The sequence below is a fragment of the Bacillus cereus group sp. BfR-BA-01380 genome (assembly GCF_022663535.1).
Taxonomy (GTDB): domain Bacteria; phylum Bacillota; class Bacilli; order Bacillales; family Bacillaceae_G; genus Bacillus_A; species Bacillus_A cereus_BB.
Genome location: NZ_JAKUFS010000014.1, coordinates 48735 through 65302 on the forward strand (window position 1 = coordinate 48735; position 16568 = coordinate 65302).

Consider the following 16568-nt stretch of genomic DNA (forward strand, 5'->3'; position numbering starts at 1 on the left):
GGGGAAAATATGTATTGAATTTTATGTTAGTAAATGCATCAATCAACATAATATTTTTCCCTATTCAGTTTAGAGATAGTAAGAAAGTCTTTTCCTTCGAGGAATTATTTCGAGATTATGTAATAACTTTTTTAGGTATGGCTTGTGCATTAAGTGGTTTTTATGTGATTAAAAAGAAATACCCTGATTTTAAAAAATCAGGGTATATAGCATTGGGGATATTTTCTAGTCGTAACTTCAATTATTTTAGTAATAAATACTTCGCTATATAAGCGTTCATAAAATTTTCTAATTACATATAAAGAAAATGTTCTAAACATTTTTTCACTAAAAAAGAATCTATATCAAAAAGGGATATAGATTCTTTTTTTATACGTTTTACACTTTTCATATGACGAATGATGAAATACAAGACATTCATCATGGTAAATGGCCCTGTTTAGATGAACGCACGCACGAAGGTGAGGGAAAAGTATTCGATAAATAAAGAAAGACACTCGAATTGAGTGTCTTCTCTTAGCGTCAACAGCCAAATCCACCTCCAAAACAACTACAACCGATTATGATTAATAAGATAAATAACACAATCAGTAAGGCGAATCCGCCGCCGAAGCCACCACAACCAGCAAAACCCATGATCTATTCCTCCTTTTGGTGAGGAAATAAACTATGAGGGCTGTCGTTATAGGAATTCCAGCGGATTTACATTACATTATGTGGTGTGGAGTTAAAGAGTGCGTGTATGTTGTCAATAAAAAATCGGCTTTTTAAACAAAATAATCCTTTTGTACACCGTGAGTCAAGTGTGATGCAAAGAGAGTAAGATAACGTGTTCATTGATTGGAAATCTTTTGTAGGATATTCTAAATGTAGAAATGCAGGAGGAATATCTTCTAAAGGAGAGTGATTGCTTTATGTTAGGAAAATGGATGAATAAAGTAAGAGAATCTAAATGTATACACAAATATAAATTCATTAAAACTCAGGATAGTGAAAATTTTAAAACAGGGCAGATGGGGATAGCTAGTTTTTATAAGTGTGAAAAGTGTGGAAAAGAAAAAATTGAATATAAATATAACAATGATATAAATAGTAACCCTTGGAATATATAAAATAATTTGTTTAAAGAAACTTCATATCTTTTACATTCTGACCCTGTATATGAAAAAATAGGTTAGAAATATTTGTTGTTATACATGAGGTTATGTTGAGGCCTTATGAAACAAAAAAGTGCACCACTATATAGAAAAGTGATGTACTTTTTTGTTTCATATAATGTGCAACATTATAGACAAGATATTGGTTATAAAAAACGTCATGTATTATCACTTGCCTTTAAAATTACAAATTAATCATGTGGTTTCTTATGTGATGTAACAAGAATCAGCATTTTTGTTTTTGAGAAAAGCTACAAAAATATAAAGTGAAACTTTAATCAGTGGGGGTTTTCTTCATCCCCCACTGATTATTAGCCCTCACCAATCGGGCGCATGCCAGCAGTTTATCTCCCACCTAACTTCTTAAGAAAAGCGGAAGCGGCTCGTTCAGAATCGCAGGACGCCCACGCCCCTGACAGAGAGGCGCTTTTTGCCTCGTCCGAGGGGGCGAAACGGCCGGAGATTCTAACCGCTGGAGCTGGACAATGCTTTTGCCAAATTTTGAGGTGGGAGTATTACTGCCCACAAATAGCGGGATAAGTTCTAGTTATTTATTTTTGTAAACAGAAGCGGCTTCGTACTTAACGTTGCTGGGAAGTGTACTTTCAGTTCGTGCAGTTCACCTGCTGGATTCATTTCATAAGAAATTAGTATGTCCATTTCTACTTGGAAAACATTCCATTTCGTATGGAACATATCATAGTGGTGATGGTTCATTTCAATGTCGAATGACGCAAATTTAAAATATAATGATTCATTTCGTTTGTGTACTTCAATTGTGCCGTAAGCAGGGTGTTCGAACGTTCCGGTATAATCTTTTAACGGATGGGATAGAACAGTTTCCTTTACTTGTGGTAGTGGTTTGTTCATTTCTTTCATCATTTCTTTAAACTTTTCCGTATTTTCTATCGCACGTTTATGCCAATCAATTGGTTCTAATCCAAGCAATTTATCATAAATTTGATGTGCAAGGTAAGAAGGGAGTAATGTGTTACCACGATTTGTTAAAACGACAAGACCAATATTATGTTCTGGCATAAAGGAGACAAGTGCTGAGAATCCGTCGATGTTCCCTCCATGATGGATTTCTTTATGGCCGCGATATGCGCTAATAAACCAGCCAAGACCGTAACTGTTTAATGGAGTTTCCGGCACAGAAAACATTGGGTCATCTGGAATTGGGATATGCGGTGTATACATTTGCTCAAGCAGATTTTGTGCAAGCAGTTCATGTTCGCCAACTTTTCCTTTATTTAAATGAAGGAATACCCATTTTGTCATATCTTCTATATTAGAGTTCATACATCCAGCAGCACCGATTGTATCAAGGTTGCAGAAAGGTACTTCCGTTATGTTTCCATCTTTCTCAATGTAAGGAAGTGCATGGTCATCTGATTTTTGTGAAGTGGTAACTGAGAAGTTTGTATGTTCCATTTGAAGTGGGGTTAAAATATGTTCTGTAACATATTGTTCCCATGTTTCATTTGTAATGTTTTCTGCGATAGAGCTAATTGTGGCATACATTAAGTTGTTATATAAAAATGCTGTGCGGAACGGTGCATCTAGTTCTAAGTGGCGAATGTTGTCAACGATATTTTTTCTACTTAAGGAGGCTGCGTACCATAGTAAATCGTGGCAACTGACACCAGTGCGGTGAGATGCTAGGTCGCGAGCTGTTGTTTGTGAGCTTGCTAGCGGATCGTGAAGTGAAAAAGTTGGAATATACGTTTGTACAGGTGTATCCCAATTAAACTTTTGTTGCTGCTCAAGTAAGCTTAAAGAAAAAGTACCAAATGCTTTTGTTGATGAACCGATTGCAAATAATGTTTTTGGGGTAACTGGTTTTTTATTTTTTATATCACTGTACCCATAACCTTCTGAGAATATTACTTCTCCGTTTTTTACGATGGCCACTGCAGCTCCTGGGACGTTCAAATCTTTCATCATGTTTTGGATTGTCGTATGCAAATTACTTGTAAGCGGCATTTCTGTTTTTTGCATAGTAAAACCTCCACTCATATATTATTTACTTCCGCACTATAATTTCTTGAAACAGGTAGAAAACCCCTTTTTCTTTTTAGAAGAAAGATTGACGAAAATATGTCAGATTTCGAACGGGAATTTTTTGAAAATACTGAGTTTTTATGTGTATTGTATATAGAAAAGATTTTTTTAAAAGTCTGTGTGAAATTCAAATGCATATATGATAAACTCCATATAGGAAAAATAATGTTACATAAAGCAATTGTGAAAGAAGGTTACTTGATGAAACACGCAGAATATGAATATTTAAATATGTGCCGTCATGTTATGGAAAACGGTACGAGAAAAGAAGACCGCACTGGTACAGGAACAGTATCTGTATTTGGGTATCAAATGCGCTTTGATTTAAGTCAAGGTTTTCCGTTACTTACGACAAAACGTGTGCCGTTTCGTTTAGTAGCGAGCGAACTTCTTTGGTTTATGAAAGGTGATACAAATATTCGTTATTTGCTGCAGCATAATAATAATATTTGGAACGAATGGGCGTTTAAGAACTGGGTAGAGAGCGATGCATACGCAGGTCCAGATATGACAGATTTTGGACTTCGCTCGCAGCAAGATGAAGAGTTTCAAAAACAATACGAAGAGCAAATGGAATTGTTTAAAACAAAAGTGCTTGAAGATGACGAATTTGCGAAGCGTTACGGTAATTTAGGAGATGTGTATGGGAAGCAATGGCGTGCATGGAAAACGACTGCTGGGGAAACGCTTGATCAATTACAAGATGTAATTGATATGATTAAGAAAAATCCAGATTCCCGCCGCCTTATTGTGTCTGCATGGAATCCAGAAGATATACCAAGTATGGCATTGCCGCCTTGTCATACGTTATTCCAGTTTTATGTGGCAGACGGAAAATTATCTTGTCAGTTATATCAACGCAGCGGTGATATTTTCCTTGGTATTCCGTTTAATATAGCGAGTTATTCTTTATTAACACATTTAATTGCCCATGAGTGTGGCTTAGAAGTAGGAGAGTTCGTTCATACAATTGGCGATGCTCATATTTACACAAATCATTTTGAACAAGTGAAAACACAATTAGCACGTGAACCACGTCCATTCCCAACGTTAAAGCTAAATCCAGATGTGAAGTCTATCTTTGATTTTGAAATGGATGATCTTATATTAGAAGGATACGATCCACATCCAGCGATTAAAGCTCCGGTAGCTGTGTAAACAAAGTTAGGGGGATATATATGATTTCATTACTTGTAGCAATGGATAAAAATCGACTAATCGGTAAAGACAACCAATTACCTTGGCATCTTCCGGCAGATTTGGCGTACTTTAAAAAAGTAACGATGGGGCATCCGATTATTATGGGGAGAAAAACGTTTGAATCTATTGGAAGACCTTTACCTGGCAGAACGAATATCATTTTAACGCGTAATCAAAATTATGAAATGGAAGGCTGTGAAGTCATTCATTCTATTGATGATGTGAAGAAAATGGACGAGCACATGAATGAAGAACTCTTTGTAATTGGCGGTGCAGAAATTTTTAAAGAAGTGCTTCCTTTTGCCGATCGATTGTATATTACAAAAATCGAAGAGGTATTTGAAGGTGACACATTTTTCCCAGAAATAAACGACAATGAGTGGGAAGAAATATCTGCGACACAAGGCGTGACGGATGAAAAAAATCCATATACATACGCTTATCATGTGTATGGTAGAAGAAAATAAGAAGAGAGAAGATTGGTGTGTTACATACCAGTCTTCTTTTGTTCTTGTCTTTTTTAAGTACACGCCACAATTTTGTATCTACTCCTTTTTGATTCTATATTAAGAAAAGAAAAAATAAAAATAAATCCTTATATAAAAATTTTCCGAATGTTATAATGGTAATATAAAGAACGGCGCATATTGTGTCGTTTTTTTATTGGGTCAATTTTGTAAAGTTGGATTTTTATAGTATGATAGTATTGAGGTATAAAGGAGGAAAAAAATGTGAAAAAGATATGGGGAATGCTTCTTATTTTTTCATTGCTACTAGTAGTAGGCTGTGGGAAAGAAGAGAAGCCAGAACAAGCCATGGATACATATGTAAAAGCATGGAACGAAAAAAAGTTTGATAAAATGTATGAACAGTTATCGAAAGAGGCAAAGCAGTCAATTACAAAAGATGATTTTGTAAAGAAATATGAAAATGTTTATACAGGAATTGCAGTGAAAAATTTAAAAGTAGCAGCAGAAACGAAAAAAGAAGACAAAAAAGATGAGAAAGATAATGCGAATGTACCTTTTAAAGTAAGTATGGATACAATCGGTGGAAAGATTTCGTTTGAAAATGAGGCGAAACTTGTAAAAGAAAAGGATGGAGATAAGGACGTCTGGAAAATTGATTGGAATCCATCGTTTATTTTTCCAACCATGAAACAAGATGATAAAGTACTGGTGCAATCGTTTGCGCCAAAGCGCGGTGAAATTCATGATAGGAACGGAAGTGGATTGGCGACAAATGGGAAATCCGCAGAAGTTGGAGTTGTACCTGAGAAATTAGGCGAATCAGCACAGCAAACGAAAGAAACGTTAGCGAAATTATTACATATGTCAGTTGAAGATATCGAAAAGAAATTAACAGCGAAGTGGGTAAAACCAAGTTACTATGTGCCACTTTCTATTTTACCAGAAGGTGCAAATGAAAATGATTATATTTCAATGCCTGGTGTAGCGACGCGTACAGTAAATGCTCGGACATATCCTTTAGGAGAAGCTGCCGCTCATTTAACGGGCTATATGGGTAAAGTAAATGCAGAGGATTTGAAAAAGTTAGAAGAAAAAGGATATAAGGCAGATGAACCGATTGGAAAAACAGGTCTTGAAAATGTTTTTGAAGAAAAACTCCGCGGTGAAAAAGGCGGACGTGTTTATATAGCCGATGCAAAAGGAAAAGAGTTAAAAGAGCTTGCTAAAAAACAAGCGAAAGATGGCGAAAATATTACACTAACGATTGATGGGAACTTGCAACAAAAAATTTATGCAGAAATGAAGGGCGAAGCTGGTTCAAGTGCAGCGGTACATCCGAAAACAGGGGAAACGTTGGCGCTCGTAAGTAGTCCATCATACAACCCGAATGTTTATATGAGAGAGTCAGCGAAAGCAGAGCGAGATGCTTTGAATAATGACCCGAAAAAGCCAATGACAAATCGCTTTACACAAGTATATGCACCGGGTTCTGTTTTTAAACCGATTACAGGAGCAATTGGTCTTGAAACAAAAGTGCTTAACCCGAAAGAATCTCTTAAAATTGATGGTGTAAAATGGGCAAAAGATTCTTCTTGGGGTAACTATTATGTAACGCGTGTAAAAGATGCAAATCCAGTTGATTTTGAAAAAGCAATGATGTATTCCGATAACATTTATTTTGCACAGGAAGCATTAAAAATTGGTAAAGATAAGTTTGTAGAAGAAGCGAAGAAATTTGGACTTGGTGAAAAGTTACCAATTGAATATGGATTTGCAACGTCGCAAATCGCAAAAGATGGTATAAAAAATGATATTCAACTTGCTGATACAGGATATGGTCAAGGACAAGTTTTAATGTCATCTCTTCACGTTGCATTATCGTATGCGCCAATTGTGAATGAAGGAAATATTCCATCCCCGCACCTTTTAAAAGACGAAAAACAGGTAAAGGCGTGGAAAGAAAAAGTGGTATCGAAAGAGAACAGTGATATTTTGAAAAATTCTTTAATAAAAGTTGTGAATGATCCAGAAGGAACAGGTAAGATTGCAAAATTAGATGGTATTACACTTGCTGGAAAAACAGGAACAGCTGAATTAAAAGAATCAAAAGAAGCTGATGGTAAAGAGTTAGGGTGGTTTGCTGCATTTGATGCAAATTCTCCAAATATGATTGTCACAATGATGATTGAAGATGTAAAAGGAAGAGGCGGAAGTAGTATTCCAGCTGAGAAAGTAAAGCATGTATTTCAAAAGTAATAGAAAAGGGGCTGTCTCGTTCATAAGCGAGATAGCTCCTTTTTTATCCTTCATTGATGGAAGTTTAACTTTATTTACTTACGAAAAAAAAGTAGCTATTTTTTATTGACAAGAAAATGTTAATTAGGTATTATTACTTACGTAAGGTAAGTGATTTACTTTTTTATTTAAAATCTCAAATTAAAGATATTTATGAAAAAGGGAGAGAAATGAACATGACAAAAGTATTATTTGTTACAGCAAATCCAAATCCAGTAGAAGTATCATTTGGTATGGCAGTAGGAGAAGCATTTATTGCAGCTTACAAACAAGCTAATCCACAAGATGAAGTGATAACAATTGATTTATTCCATACAAATGTACCTGCAATTGATGGTGAAGTGCTTGCTGCTTGGGGGAAACTTGGGGCAGGAGAAGGATTTGAAACATTAAGTGAAAGCCAACAACAAAAAATTGCAGCTATGAACGGAAACTTAGAAACATTTATGCACGCAGACAAATATGTATTTGTAACACCGATGTGGAATTTAAGTTATCCGCCGGTTGTAAAAGCATACTTAGATAACTTATCAATAGCAGGTAAAACATTTAAATATACTGAAAAAGGTCCAATTGGCTTATTAGAAGGCAAAAAAGCACTTCATATCCAAGCGACAGGCGGCGTGTATTCTGAAGGGCCGTACGCTGCAATGGACTTTGGGCGCAACCACTTAAAAGCAATGCTAAACTTCATGGGTGTAACGGATGTAGAATATATTGCTGTAGAAGGCATGAGTGCAAATCCTGCGCAAGCACCTGAAATTAAAGAGCGAGCTATTGAAAAAGCACAAGAGTTAGCAAAACAATTCTAATCTATCATATTATAAAAAATGTCCAAACGCTTGTTGTTTGGACATTTTTTCTTCTTTTTCCTTCGTTTGTCTAGTATAATGAAGTACGGAATGACAATATGTGGGGGTTCTATATGATTCAAACAGTTTTTAAGATTTTGTACTTAATTTTAATTGTAATTGGTATTACGCCAAGAATGTGGCGTATAAAACGAAAGTTACATACATTATCACCGCAAGATAAAGATCAGCTGGTGTATAAAACAACAAATTGGTTTGGCAAGAAGATGATTCGTGTAGTTGGATCAACAATACAAGTGAATGGACTGGAAAATGTACCACAAGATAAGCCAGTACTCGTTGTAAGTAATCATCAAAGTGACATGGATATTCCAGTTTTACTAGGGTATTTAAATAAACCAATTGGATTCGTTTCGAAAGCGGAAATTAAAAAATTTCCACTTGTATCAACGTGGATGGAAATGATGAATTGTGTATTTATGGATCGCAAGAATCGCCGTCAATCACTGCAAGCTATTAAAGATGGGATTGAACTGTTAAAACAAGGACATTCTATCGTTATTTTCCCAGAAGGAACTCGTAGTAAGGGTAATGAAATGGGAGAGTTTAAAGCTGGTAGTTTTCACCTTGCTGTAAAAGCAGGTGTAGCGATTTTACCTGTAACATTGGACGGAACATATAAGATGTTTGAAGAAAATGGCAATCGAATGAAGCCGGCGCATGCAACAATCACAATTTCGAAACCAATTACAGCAGAACAATATCAAAATATGGATAGTAAAGAATTAACAAAGTATACGCAAGATATCATTGCAAGTCAGCTAAAAAAGTGAGTAAAAAAGGGTCTCAGCTACAGTAAAAGCTGAGACCCTTTTTATGCTACTGGCAATACATAAAATAATACGCAGAAAAACATCATCGTGCTTCCACCTAATACAAAGACGTGCCAAATCGCATGATTAAATGGAAGTTTCTCCCACAGGAAGAAGATGGCACCGACAGAATATAAAATGCCGCCAATTAATAATAATGTGAAGCCGCTACCTGTTAAACTTTCATATAATGGCCGAATAGCAACGATGATAAGCCATCCCATAATGACATAAAATAAAGTTGATAGTTTAATAAAACGACGTACAAAAAAGATTTTAAAAATGATTCCTGCAATTGCTAGTGTCCATATAATTGCAAGTAATGTCCAGCCCAGCGGACCGCGCAGTGTAACGAGTAAAAACGGTGTATATGTGCCAGCAATTAATAAATAGATGGCAGAATGATCTAAAATAGTGAATAACTTTTCTACCTTTGGATGATGGATGCTATGTAATAGTGTTGAACATAAGTAAAGTAAAAACATGCTTACACCATATACAGTAAATCCTACAATTGCTGATGCAGTTCCGTACTTTGATGCGTGAATAATTAAAATGATTAACGCAGGGATACTTAAAATGGCACCGATACCATGCGTAATTGCGTTTGCGATTTCTTCTTTAACAAACTGAGTCATGCGAGTCATTTTTTGAGTCATGTTTCGACTCCTTTCTCGTGTATTCAAATGAGGAATATAGTTTCTTTCACCATATCATATACAAAGGGAATAGGAAATGAAAAATGTACGAAAATTATATTTTCAAATTTTTTTGGCAAAAGACAACGGATACGTTGACGTTTACAAACTTTTCTGACAAAATGAATTCAAGGGATAGTGGAACCATTCAATCTACTAATAAGGGGGATGGAATATGTTTTCCAATATTGGTTTTCCTGGCTTAATTTTAATTTTAGTAGCTGTGCTTATTTTATTCGGTCCTAAAAAGTTACCTGAAATTGGACGAGCGTTAGGGGAAACTTTAAAAGAATTTAAAAAGTCAACAAAAGAATTAACGGATGATGCTTTTCAAGATAAAGAACACAAATAGTATATGCATAATTTAGAAAAGATGTAAGGCGAGAATCTCTCTTGCATCTTTTTTATCGGATGAAAAAAGAGTGGTGAAAAAATGAATGATCGAGAAATGAGTATTATAGAGCATATTAGTGAACTGAGAAAGCGTTTAATTATTACAGTCCTATCATTTGTTTTTTTCTTAATCATAGGATTTGTATACGCAAAAGATATTTATTTTTTCCTTGTAAAAGATTTAACAATGAAGTTGACGGTTTTAGGGCCAAGTGATGTGTTATGGATCTTCTTTTCAATTGCTTCACTATTTGCGGTTGTTTGTACAATACCAATAGCTGCAATTCAATTATGGTCATTTGTAAAACCGGGTTTGCATCCAAAGGAACAAAAAATGACTTTAATATACATTCCAGTGCTATTTATTTTATTTATTGCTGGGTTATGCTTTGGATATTTTGTTGTAATGCCGTTTTTATTTCACTTTTTAACACAGCTTGGAAATGAAATGTTTAATACGATGTTTACAACGGAAAAATATTTTTATTTCGTACTAAATTTAACTGTACCTTTTGCAATTATATTTGAGTTACCTATTGTTTTTATGTTTTTAACAAGTATAGGTGTTTTAACACCGCAATTATTACAACGGATTAGGAGATATGCATATATAATATTGGTTATTATAGCCTCATGTATATCGCCACCAGATTTTTTATCTCATAGTTTGGTAGCAGTACCTCTTATATGTATTTATGAAATTAGTATTGCTTTGTCAAAAATTGTTTATAAACGAAAACAGAGTCTTGAAAATGATGTTAATTCGAAAAGTGCCTCCTTATGACGGGCACTTTTTATATTTCTTTGTTATACTATTTGTGTAAGCGTATACAATATAAAGAAGAAAAAAATAATGTTTCTCCAAAATTTAGACAAACTTTTTGTCTTTGTCGGTTTATACTAACATTATAAATCCAAAAAAAAGAGGATTGATATCGTGATTATGAAGAGTTTTTATTTTACTCATCCAACAGGAAAATGCGTAAAGGTGGTTGAAATCCCTGTGCTACAAACACAGCACCCATTAGCGTTTCAAATCCAGTCGCGTCTTCAGCTCTTTATTTCTAAAATTCAAAAACAAAAACAACCAAGGTTTTCGTACTCATTTCGGGAATATTTGCAGAATTGCTTAAAATGGAATGATTATTCAAATGTATATGAAACAAATACGTTAGAAAAAAATGCATAAGAAAAGGGCAGAGCAAAAGTGCTCTGCCCTTTTCTTTTTAGACATGAAAAACAAGAATTTCGTGGGAAAATTACCTTAAACTGTTGAAAGCAGAGGGAATACTAGTATAATAACAGGGAGAGCGTAGTGGAAAGGGAAGAAATAAAACATGCAAAAAATTAAAATTGTCACAGACTCAACGTCAGATTTATCACCAGATGTGATTGAGAAATATGATATTCATGTTATTCCATTATCAATTTTTGTGAACGGACAAACTTATTTAGATCGTGTAGATTTACAACCAGATGAGTTTATTGAAGAAATGGAAAAATCGGAAGAGTTGCCAAAAACATCTCAACCAGCAGTTGGTTCATTTGTAGAATTGTATGATCGTTTAGGTGAAGACGGTAGTGAAGTTCTTTCGATTCATTTAACAAATGGATTAAGTGGATCAGTTGCAACAGCAAGCAGTGCAGCAACAATGACAGATACAAAAGTAACGGTAGTGGATTCTTTATTTACTAGCCACGCTTTGGCTTATCAAGTAGTTGAAGCAGCGAAAATGGTACAAGAAGGTCGTTCTTTAGAAGAGATTTTAAAACGTATTGAAGAAGTTAGAAAAAACACACGTTTATTCGTTGTTGTTGATACGTTAGAAAACCTTGTGAAAGGCGGTCGTATCGGTAAAGGAAAAGCAATGCTCGGATCTTTATTAAATATTAAGCCGATTGCTAGTGTTGAAGACGGAGTCCTCAATCCGATTACTAAGGTACGTAGTCAAGGACAAGTCGTAAAAGCATTAGCGAAAATATTTGAAGAAGATATAGCTGGTAAAACAGTAAAAGCAGTTGCGATTCCACATGCAAAAGCATTACCGCTAGCGCAGAAAATAAAAGAAGCAGTTGAAAAGATTAGTGGGTTTACACAATCAGAAATCTTCTTTACAACACCTGTTATTAGTACACATACAGGCGCTGGCGCAATTGGATTCTCTTATTTTGCAGAATAGGAAAAAGCTACTTGATTATATTCAAGTAGCTTTTTTCGTGCAGGATACATACGAATCAAAAACATGTACTGATTTCAATTGACTAAGTATTAAAAAAGTATAAAAATACAAGAGGATACTATTTGCAAAGTAAGAAGGGGTGTTCAAATGAATAAAGACGAAGTAGTACTAATAATTGCGAAAAAAATGAAGTTGATTCGAACAGAATATAATTATACACAAGAAGACATGGCAGAGATTTTAGGTCTTTCCAAAAAGACACTTGTTCAAATTGAAAAAGAGCGCATCTTACCTTCGTGGACGACCGTTGTTGCGGTATGTGCACTGTTTCAAAACAGCGAAGTATTGCAGTCTGCATTTGGGGGATCTGTTCTTGAAGTTGTCCAAACAATCGCTCGCCATCAAATGGAATACAAAAAAGAAAAAACGATGGGTGGACATATATGGTGGAAGGAAATTGAGAAAAGAGGAGAGTTCTGTTTACAACAAAACATTGTTAGTCAACATTATCGAATTTTAGACGGCGAAAATTATAGATGGTTTAGCACATTTCATAAAGAAGAAGCAATTGAAAAATTAGTACGATTTAGTGAACAAGTGAAGTAAACTGTTCCCTCATAGTGTTTACCTTTGTTACAATAAAGTAAAACTTCGGTTAGTAGGAGAATGTTCCATACGATCTCATTAGTTGAGCTTTACTGCTTGTTAACATTGGGGTAGAGAAAATGTTATATTTTGAAAGAGAGAAGGGTGTTCTAGAGTGAAGAAATATCAAAAATGGATGGGTATTCTTACCGCTTTTTGTTTACTAGTCTTAGCTGGGTGCGGTTCAGGATCGAAACTTCGAAATCCGTTAAATTGGGATGTTGAAAGTTTTCAATACATAAATCAAAATGGTGAAAAATTTGGTACAAAAGATTTAAAAGGAAAAGTGTGGGTGGCAGATCTTGTATTTACAAACTGTCAAACAGTATGCCCGCCAATGACAGCGAATATGGCGAAGTTGCAAAAATTGGCGAAAGAAGAAAAACTAGATGTTCAATTTGTATCATTTAGTGTCGATCCAGAGAGAGATAATCCTGAAAAATTAAAAACGTTTGTGCAGAAATTTACTGATGATACGAAGAACTGGAATTTGTTAACGGGTTATTCGCAAAATGATATCAAAAAATTTGCGAAAGACAATTTTAAAGCGTTGGTTGATAAACCAGAAAGTACAGATCAAGTCATGCATAGCACAAGATTTTACTTAGTGGACCAAAACGGAAAAGTGATGAAGGAATACAGTGGTATGAATAATACACCATATGATGATATATTGCGTGATATTAGACGTTTAACGCAATAAGAAAAGGATGCGAATGAGCATCCTTTTCTTATTCAATCGATAAAATATCATGTTGCTGTGGAAGCTTTGGTGCACGAATTTCTAAAATGCCGTTTTGGTAAGAAGCTTTTGCTTGTTTTTTGTTAATGGGATACGGTAATTTTATAACGCGAGAAGCTTCTGACATTGTGCGTTCGCGGCGATAATAATTATAGGATTCGTTCATTTCTTCGCCTAAAACATCTTCTTTTACAGTAATTTGTAAGTATTCACCTTGTATTTCAACTTGAATCTGTTGTTTTTGAACACCAGGAAGTTCAGCTTTTATAACAAGGTCCTTTTCCACTTCAAATAAATCAACTGGAAATGTTACTAAACGGTTTCCTTTTTGGAAAAAATGGTTCATATCAGTAATAACATCACGAAGCGGAGTCTGTTCGAAAAAGTCATCAATTTGTTTTAAGTAACTTCGAAATTGTGGACGTGAAGGTTTTTTTTCATCACTCATAATTTCTCCTCCTAAAGATAAATCTGAAATATCATATGACAAAAAAGCCTAAGTGTGAGTATGTTTTTTCAGCTAAGTAAGAAATGGAAGGTTAATGAAGATAAGAATAGAACCGCTTTATATATAAAGTGAAACTTTAATCAGTGGGGGTTTTCTTCATCCCCCACTGATTATCAGCCCTCACCAATCGGGCTTTTACGGGCAGTTTATCTCCCACCTAACTTCTTAAGAAAAGCGGAAGCGGCTCGCTCAGAATCGCAGGACGCCCACGCACAGGGCGGAGAGGCGCTTTTTACCTCGTCCGAGGGGGAGAAACGACCGGAGATTCTAGCCACTGGAACTGGACAATGCTTTCGCCGAATTTTGAGGTGGGAGTATTACTGCCCACAAATAGCGGGATAAATACAAAATGAAAAACGACAGAAAACATCTTTTCTTTTTAGAGGAATGAGAGAATCTGACCATATATAGAAGCGATCCAGGCCTTCTCCTGCTAAATGAAAGGGGAAATATGAGAAAATTATGTTTTGTTATGCATAGCAGTGACGTATATGTTGAAAAAACAAGGTGGATTTATGTACTTTTTGTCGCCATATTGCTATGATTATGCTAGTATAGATAGGGTTGATATAGTAGTATAGAAAAAGAATGAAAACCGAAAGAGGGTAAGAAAGTATGTGTGGTTTTGTAGGATGTTTATGTGAAAACCCTAGAGGGTTTTCGGCAGAAGAAAAACATCAATTTGAAAATATGAATACGATTATCTTTCACCGTGGTCCAGACGATGAAGGGTACTTCCGTGATGAACACGTACAATTTGGCTTCCGCCGTTTAAGTATTATTGACTTAGAGGCAGGACATCAGCCGTTAACGTATGAAAATGATCGTTATGTAATTATTTTTAATGGTGAAATTTATAACTATGTAGAGCTTCGCGAAATGCTTCTTGAAAAAGGTGCAACATTTGCGACACAATCTGATACAGAAGTAATCATTGCATTATATGCTCATATGAAAGAAAAATGTGTAGATTACCTTCGTGGTATGTTTGCATTTATGATTTGGGATCGCGAAGAGAAAAAACTTTTCGGTGCGCGTGATCATTTCGGTATTAAACCGCTTTATGTTGCGCAGCACGAGGATACAACATTCTTTGCATCTGAAAAGAAAAGTATCTTACATGTGATGGAAGATAAAGGGGTAAACCCAGCTTCTCTGCAACACTACTTTACGTATCAATATGCTCCTGAGCCTGAAACGTTAACAGTTGATATTAACAAAATTGAGCCAGGTCACTACTTTATAAAAGAACTAGGTAAAAAGATGGAAATCCGTCGTTATTGGCAACCATATTTCAATGCATCTGATGCGACGAAAGAAGAGCATATTCAGGCCATTCGTGATGTATTATACGATTCTGTGAAAATGCATATGCGCAGTGATGTACCAGTAGGTTCATTTTTATCTGGTGGTATCGACTCATCGATTATCGCGTCTATCGCAAAAGAAATGAATCCAAATTTATTAACCTTCTCTGTAGGCTTTGAACGTCGTGGTTTTAGTGAGGTTGACGTAGCGAAAGAAACAGCGGAAAAATTAGGTGTAAAAAACTATAGCGTATTCGTAACACCACAAGAATTCATGAATGAATTCCCAAAAATTATGTGGCACATGGATGATCCATTAGCGGATCCAGCAGCTGTACCGTTGTACTTCGTTGCAAAAGAAGCGCGTAAACATGTAACAGTTGTTCTTTCTGGTGAAGGTTCAGACGAGCTGTTTGGCGGATATAACATTTATCGTGAACCAAACTCTTTAAAAATGTTCTCATACATCCCTAGCCCAGGAAAACGCGTATTAAAAGCGTTAAGTGGTGCATTAAAAGAAGGATTCAAAGGGAAAAGCTTCTTAGAGCGCGGATGTACATCGATTGAAGAGCGTTACTATGGAAATGCGAAAATCTTCCGTGAAGAAGAAAAAGCAGCACTTATGAAGCACTACAATGAGAGTGTGAATTACATGGATATCACGAAGCCGTTGTATGATGATATCAAGAACTATGACGATGTAAGTAAAATGCAATACATCGATATGTTCACATGGCTGCGCGGTGACATTTTATTAAAAGCTGATAAAATGACAATGGCACATTCATTAGAACTTCGTGTACCATTTTTAGATAAAGAAGTATTTGATGTTGCCTCTAAAATCCCAACAGAATTAAAGATTGCAAATGGTACAACAAAAGCGATTTTACGTGAAGCAGTACGCGGTATTGTACCGGATCACGTATTAGATCGTAAGAAGTTAGGCTTCCCAGTACCGATCCGTCACTGGTTAAAAGATGAAATGCATGATTGGGCTGTAAATATCATTAAAGAAAGCAAAACAGAGCATTTAATCGATAAGCAGTACGTATTAGACTTGTTAGAAGCACATTGTGCAGATAAAGGCGATTATAGCCGTAAAATTTGGACAGTACTTGCATTTATGGTATGGCATCAAATTTTTGTTGAGCATAAATATGATACAAATGCGTTCCACGAAGAAACAAAGCGCGCTTATAGCTTAGTATAAAGAGAAAACCTTAAG

18 protein-coding genes are annotated in these 16568 nt (G+C 35.4%); 14 read left to right on the plus strand and 4 right to left on the minus strand.

The window, feature by feature from the left end:
* Positions 1-14: 14 nt before the first annotated feature.
* Positions 15-272 carry a hypothetical protein gene (locus MR076_RS14320; RefSeq protein WP_242221639.1) on the plus strand — a complete coding sequence of 86 codons (258 nt, stop codon included), beginning with the start codon at positions 15-17 and terminating at the stop codon, positions 270-272.
* Between the two features lie 250 nt (positions 273-522).
* Here the strand turns inward: MR076_RS14320 and MR076_RS14325 are convergent, their stop codons facing one another.
* Positions 523-636, minus strand: a complete 114-nt coding sequence (locus MR076_RS14325; protein ID WP_090913000.1) for a YjcZ family sporulation protein — start codon at positions 634-636, stop codon at positions 523-525.
* A 278-nt stretch (positions 637-914) separates the two neighbouring features.
* Here MR076_RS14325 and MR076_RS14330 point away from each other — a divergent pair, with 278 nt between their 5' ends.
* Positions 915-1112 carry a hypothetical protein gene (locus MR076_RS14330; RefSeq protein ID WP_242221640.1) on the plus strand — a complete coding sequence of 66 codons (198 nt, stop codon included), beginning with the start codon at positions 915-917 and terminating at the stop codon, positions 1110-1112.
* Positions 1113-1700: 588 nt separating this feature from the next.
* On the opposite strand, the gene MR076_RS14335 is transcribed toward MR076_RS14330, so the two are convergent.
* On the minus strand, positions 1701-3158 hold the full coding sequence (locus MR076_RS14335; RefSeq protein WP_242221642.1) for a serine hydrolase: 1458 nt from the start codon (positions 3156-3158) through the stop codon (positions 1701-1703).
* A 264-nt stretch (positions 3159-3422) separates the two neighbouring features.
* Here MR076_RS14335 and MR076_RS14340 point away from each other — a divergent pair, with 264 nt between their 5' ends.
* From MR076_RS14340 to MR076_RS14360, 5 genes are all read left to right on the plus strand, one after another.
* A complete protein-coding gene (locus tag MR076_RS14340; protein WP_242221644.1) occupies positions 3423-4379 on the plus strand; it encodes a thymidylate synthase in 957 nt (318 codons plus the stop codon).
* 20 nt (positions 4380-4399) lie between these two features.
* Positions 4400-4888: a dihydrofolate reductase gene (locus MR076_RS14345; protein WP_242221646.1), complete on the plus strand. Its 489-nt coding sequence runs from the start codon at positions 4400-4402 to the stop codon at positions 4886-4888.
* 264 nt (positions 4889-5152) lie between these two features.
* Positions 5153-7147 (plus strand): penicillin-binding transpeptidase domain-containing protein, encoded by a 1995-nt coding sequence (locus MR076_RS14350; RefSeq protein ID WP_242221648.1) that lies wholly within the window; start codon positions 5153-5155, stop codon positions 7145-7147.
* 215 nt (positions 7148-7362) lie between these two features.
* Positions 7363-7998 carry an FMN-dependent NADH-azoreductase gene (locus tag MR076_RS14355; protein ID WP_242221650.1) on the plus strand — a complete coding sequence of 212 codons (636 nt, stop codon included), beginning with the start codon at positions 7363-7365 and terminating at the stop codon, positions 7996-7998.
* 113 nt (positions 7999-8111) lie between these two features.
* Positions 8112-8831: a lysophospholipid acyltransferase family protein gene (locus MR076_RS14360; protein ID WP_242221651.1), complete on the plus strand. Its 720-nt coding sequence runs from the start codon at positions 8112-8114 to the stop codon at positions 8829-8831.
* A 41-nt stretch (positions 8832-8872) separates the two neighbouring features.
* Here the strand turns inward: MR076_RS14360 and trhA are convergent, their stop codons facing one another.
* A complete protein-coding gene (gene trhA, locus MR076_RS14365; RefSeq protein WP_242221653.1) occupies positions 8873-9529 on the minus strand; it encodes a PAQR family membrane homeostasis protein TrhA in 657 nt (218 codons plus the stop codon).
* A 214-nt stretch (positions 9530-9743) separates the two neighbouring features.
* On the opposite strand from trhA, the gene MR076_RS14370 reads away from it, so the two are divergent.
* The 6 genes from MR076_RS14370 (at position 9744) to MR076_RS14395 (ending at position 13489) form a co-directional block, all read left to right on the plus strand.
* Positions 9744-9920 (plus strand): twin-arginine translocase TatA/TatE family subunit, encoded by a 177-nt coding sequence (locus MR076_RS14370; protein WP_242221655.1) that lies wholly within the window; start codon positions 9744-9746, stop codon positions 9918-9920.
* Positions 9921-10001: 81 nt separating this feature from the next.
* Positions 10002-10745, plus strand: a complete 744-nt coding sequence (gene tatC, locus MR076_RS14375) for a twin-arginine translocase subunit TatC (RefSeq protein ID WP_242221657.1) — start codon at positions 10002-10004, stop codon at positions 10743-10745.
* Between the two features lie 153 nt (positions 10746-10898).
* Positions 10899-11150, plus strand: coding sequence for a DUF2535 family protein (locus MR076_RS14380; RefSeq protein ID WP_242221659.1), 252 nt, complete (start codon positions 10899-10901; stop codon positions 11148-11150).
* A gap of 148 nt (positions 11151-11298) precedes the next feature.
* Entirely contained in the window at positions 11299-12141 is an 843-nt protein-coding gene (locus MR076_RS14385; RefSeq protein WP_242221663.1) for a DegV family protein, read from the plus strand.
* 147 nt (positions 12142-12288) lie between these two features.
* Positions 12289-12747, plus strand: coding sequence for a helix-turn-helix transcriptional regulator (locus tag MR076_RS14390; RefSeq protein ID WP_242221665.1), 459 nt, complete (start codon positions 12289-12291; stop codon positions 12745-12747).
* 154 nt (positions 12748-12901) lie between these two features.
* Complete coding sequence (locus tag MR076_RS14395; protein ID WP_242221666.1) at positions 12902-13489, plus strand: SCO family protein; 588 nt, start codon at positions 12902-12904, stop codon at positions 13487-13489.
* Between the two features lie 28 nt (positions 13490-13517).
* Here MR076_RS14395 and MR076_RS14400 read toward each other — a convergent pair whose 3' ends face one another.
* Positions 13518-13976, minus strand: coding sequence for an Hsp20/alpha crystallin family protein (locus MR076_RS14400; protein ID WP_242221668.1), 459 nt, complete (start codon positions 13974-13976; stop codon positions 13518-13520).
* A gap of 675 nt (positions 13977-14651) precedes the next feature.
* Here MR076_RS14400 and asnB point away from each other — a divergent pair.
* Positions 14652-16553: an asparagine synthase (glutamine-hydrolyzing) gene (gene asnB / locus MR076_RS14405; RefSeq protein ID WP_242221669.1), complete on the plus strand. Its 1902-nt coding sequence runs from the start codon at positions 14652-14654 to the stop codon at positions 16551-16553.
* Positions 16554-16568 lie beyond the last annotated feature (15 nt).

Excerpts from the sequence above, each read along its gene's own strand:
- MR076_RS14335 (WP_242221642.1), bottom strand. The coding sequence starts at position 3,158 with ATGCAAAAAACAGAAATGCCGCTTACAAGTAATTTGCATACGACAATC.
- MR076_RS14400 (WP_242221668.1), bottom strand. The coding sequence starts at position 13,976 with ATGAGTGATGAAAAAAAACCTTCACGTCCACAATTTCGAAGTTACTTA.
- MR076_RS14355 (WP_242221650.1), top strand. The coding sequence starts at position 7,363 with ATGACAAAAGTATTATTTGTTACAGCAAATCCAAATCCAGTAGAAGTA.
- MR076_RS14325 (WP_090913000.1), bottom strand. The coding sequence starts at position 636 with ATGGGTTTTGCTGGTTGTGGTGGCTTCGGCGGCGGATTCGCCTTACTG.
- MR076_RS14345 (WP_242221646.1), top strand. The coding sequence starts at position 4,400 with ATGATTTCATTACTTGTAGCAATGGATAAAAATCGACTAATCGGTAAA.
- MR076_RS14340 (WP_242221644.1), top strand. The coding sequence starts at position 3,423 with ATGAAACACGCAGAATATGAATATTTAAATATGTGCCGTCATGTTATG.
- MR076_RS14390 (WP_242221665.1), top strand. The coding sequence starts at position 12,289 with ATGAATAAAGACGAAGTAGTACTAATAATTGCGAAAAAAATGAAGTTG.
- MR076_RS14360 (WP_242221651.1), top strand. The coding sequence starts at position 8,112 with ATGATTCAAACAGTTTTTAAGATTTTGTACTTAATTTTAATTGTAATT.
- MR076_RS14370 (WP_242221655.1), top strand. The coding sequence starts at position 9,744 with ATGTTTTCCAATATTGGTTTTCCTGGCTTAATTTTAATTTTAGTAGCT.
- asnB (WP_242221669.1), top strand. The coding sequence starts at position 14,652 with ATGTGTGGTTTTGTAGGATGTTTATGTGAAAACCCTAGAGGGTTTTCG.
- tatC (WP_242221657.1), top strand. The coding sequence starts at position 10,002 with ATGAATGATCGAGAAATGAGTATTATAGAGCATATTAGTGAACTGAGA.
- trhA (WP_242221653.1), bottom strand. The coding sequence starts at position 9,529 with ATGACTCAAAAAATGACTCGCATGACTCAGTTTGTTAAAGAAGAAATC.
- MR076_RS14330 (WP_242221640.1), top strand. The coding sequence starts at position 915 with ATGTTAGGAAAATGGATGAATAAAGTAAGAGAATCTAAATGTATACAC.
- MR076_RS14385 (WP_242221663.1), top strand. The coding sequence starts at position 11,299 with ATGCAAAAAATTAAAATTGTCACAGACTCAACGTCAGATTTATCACCA.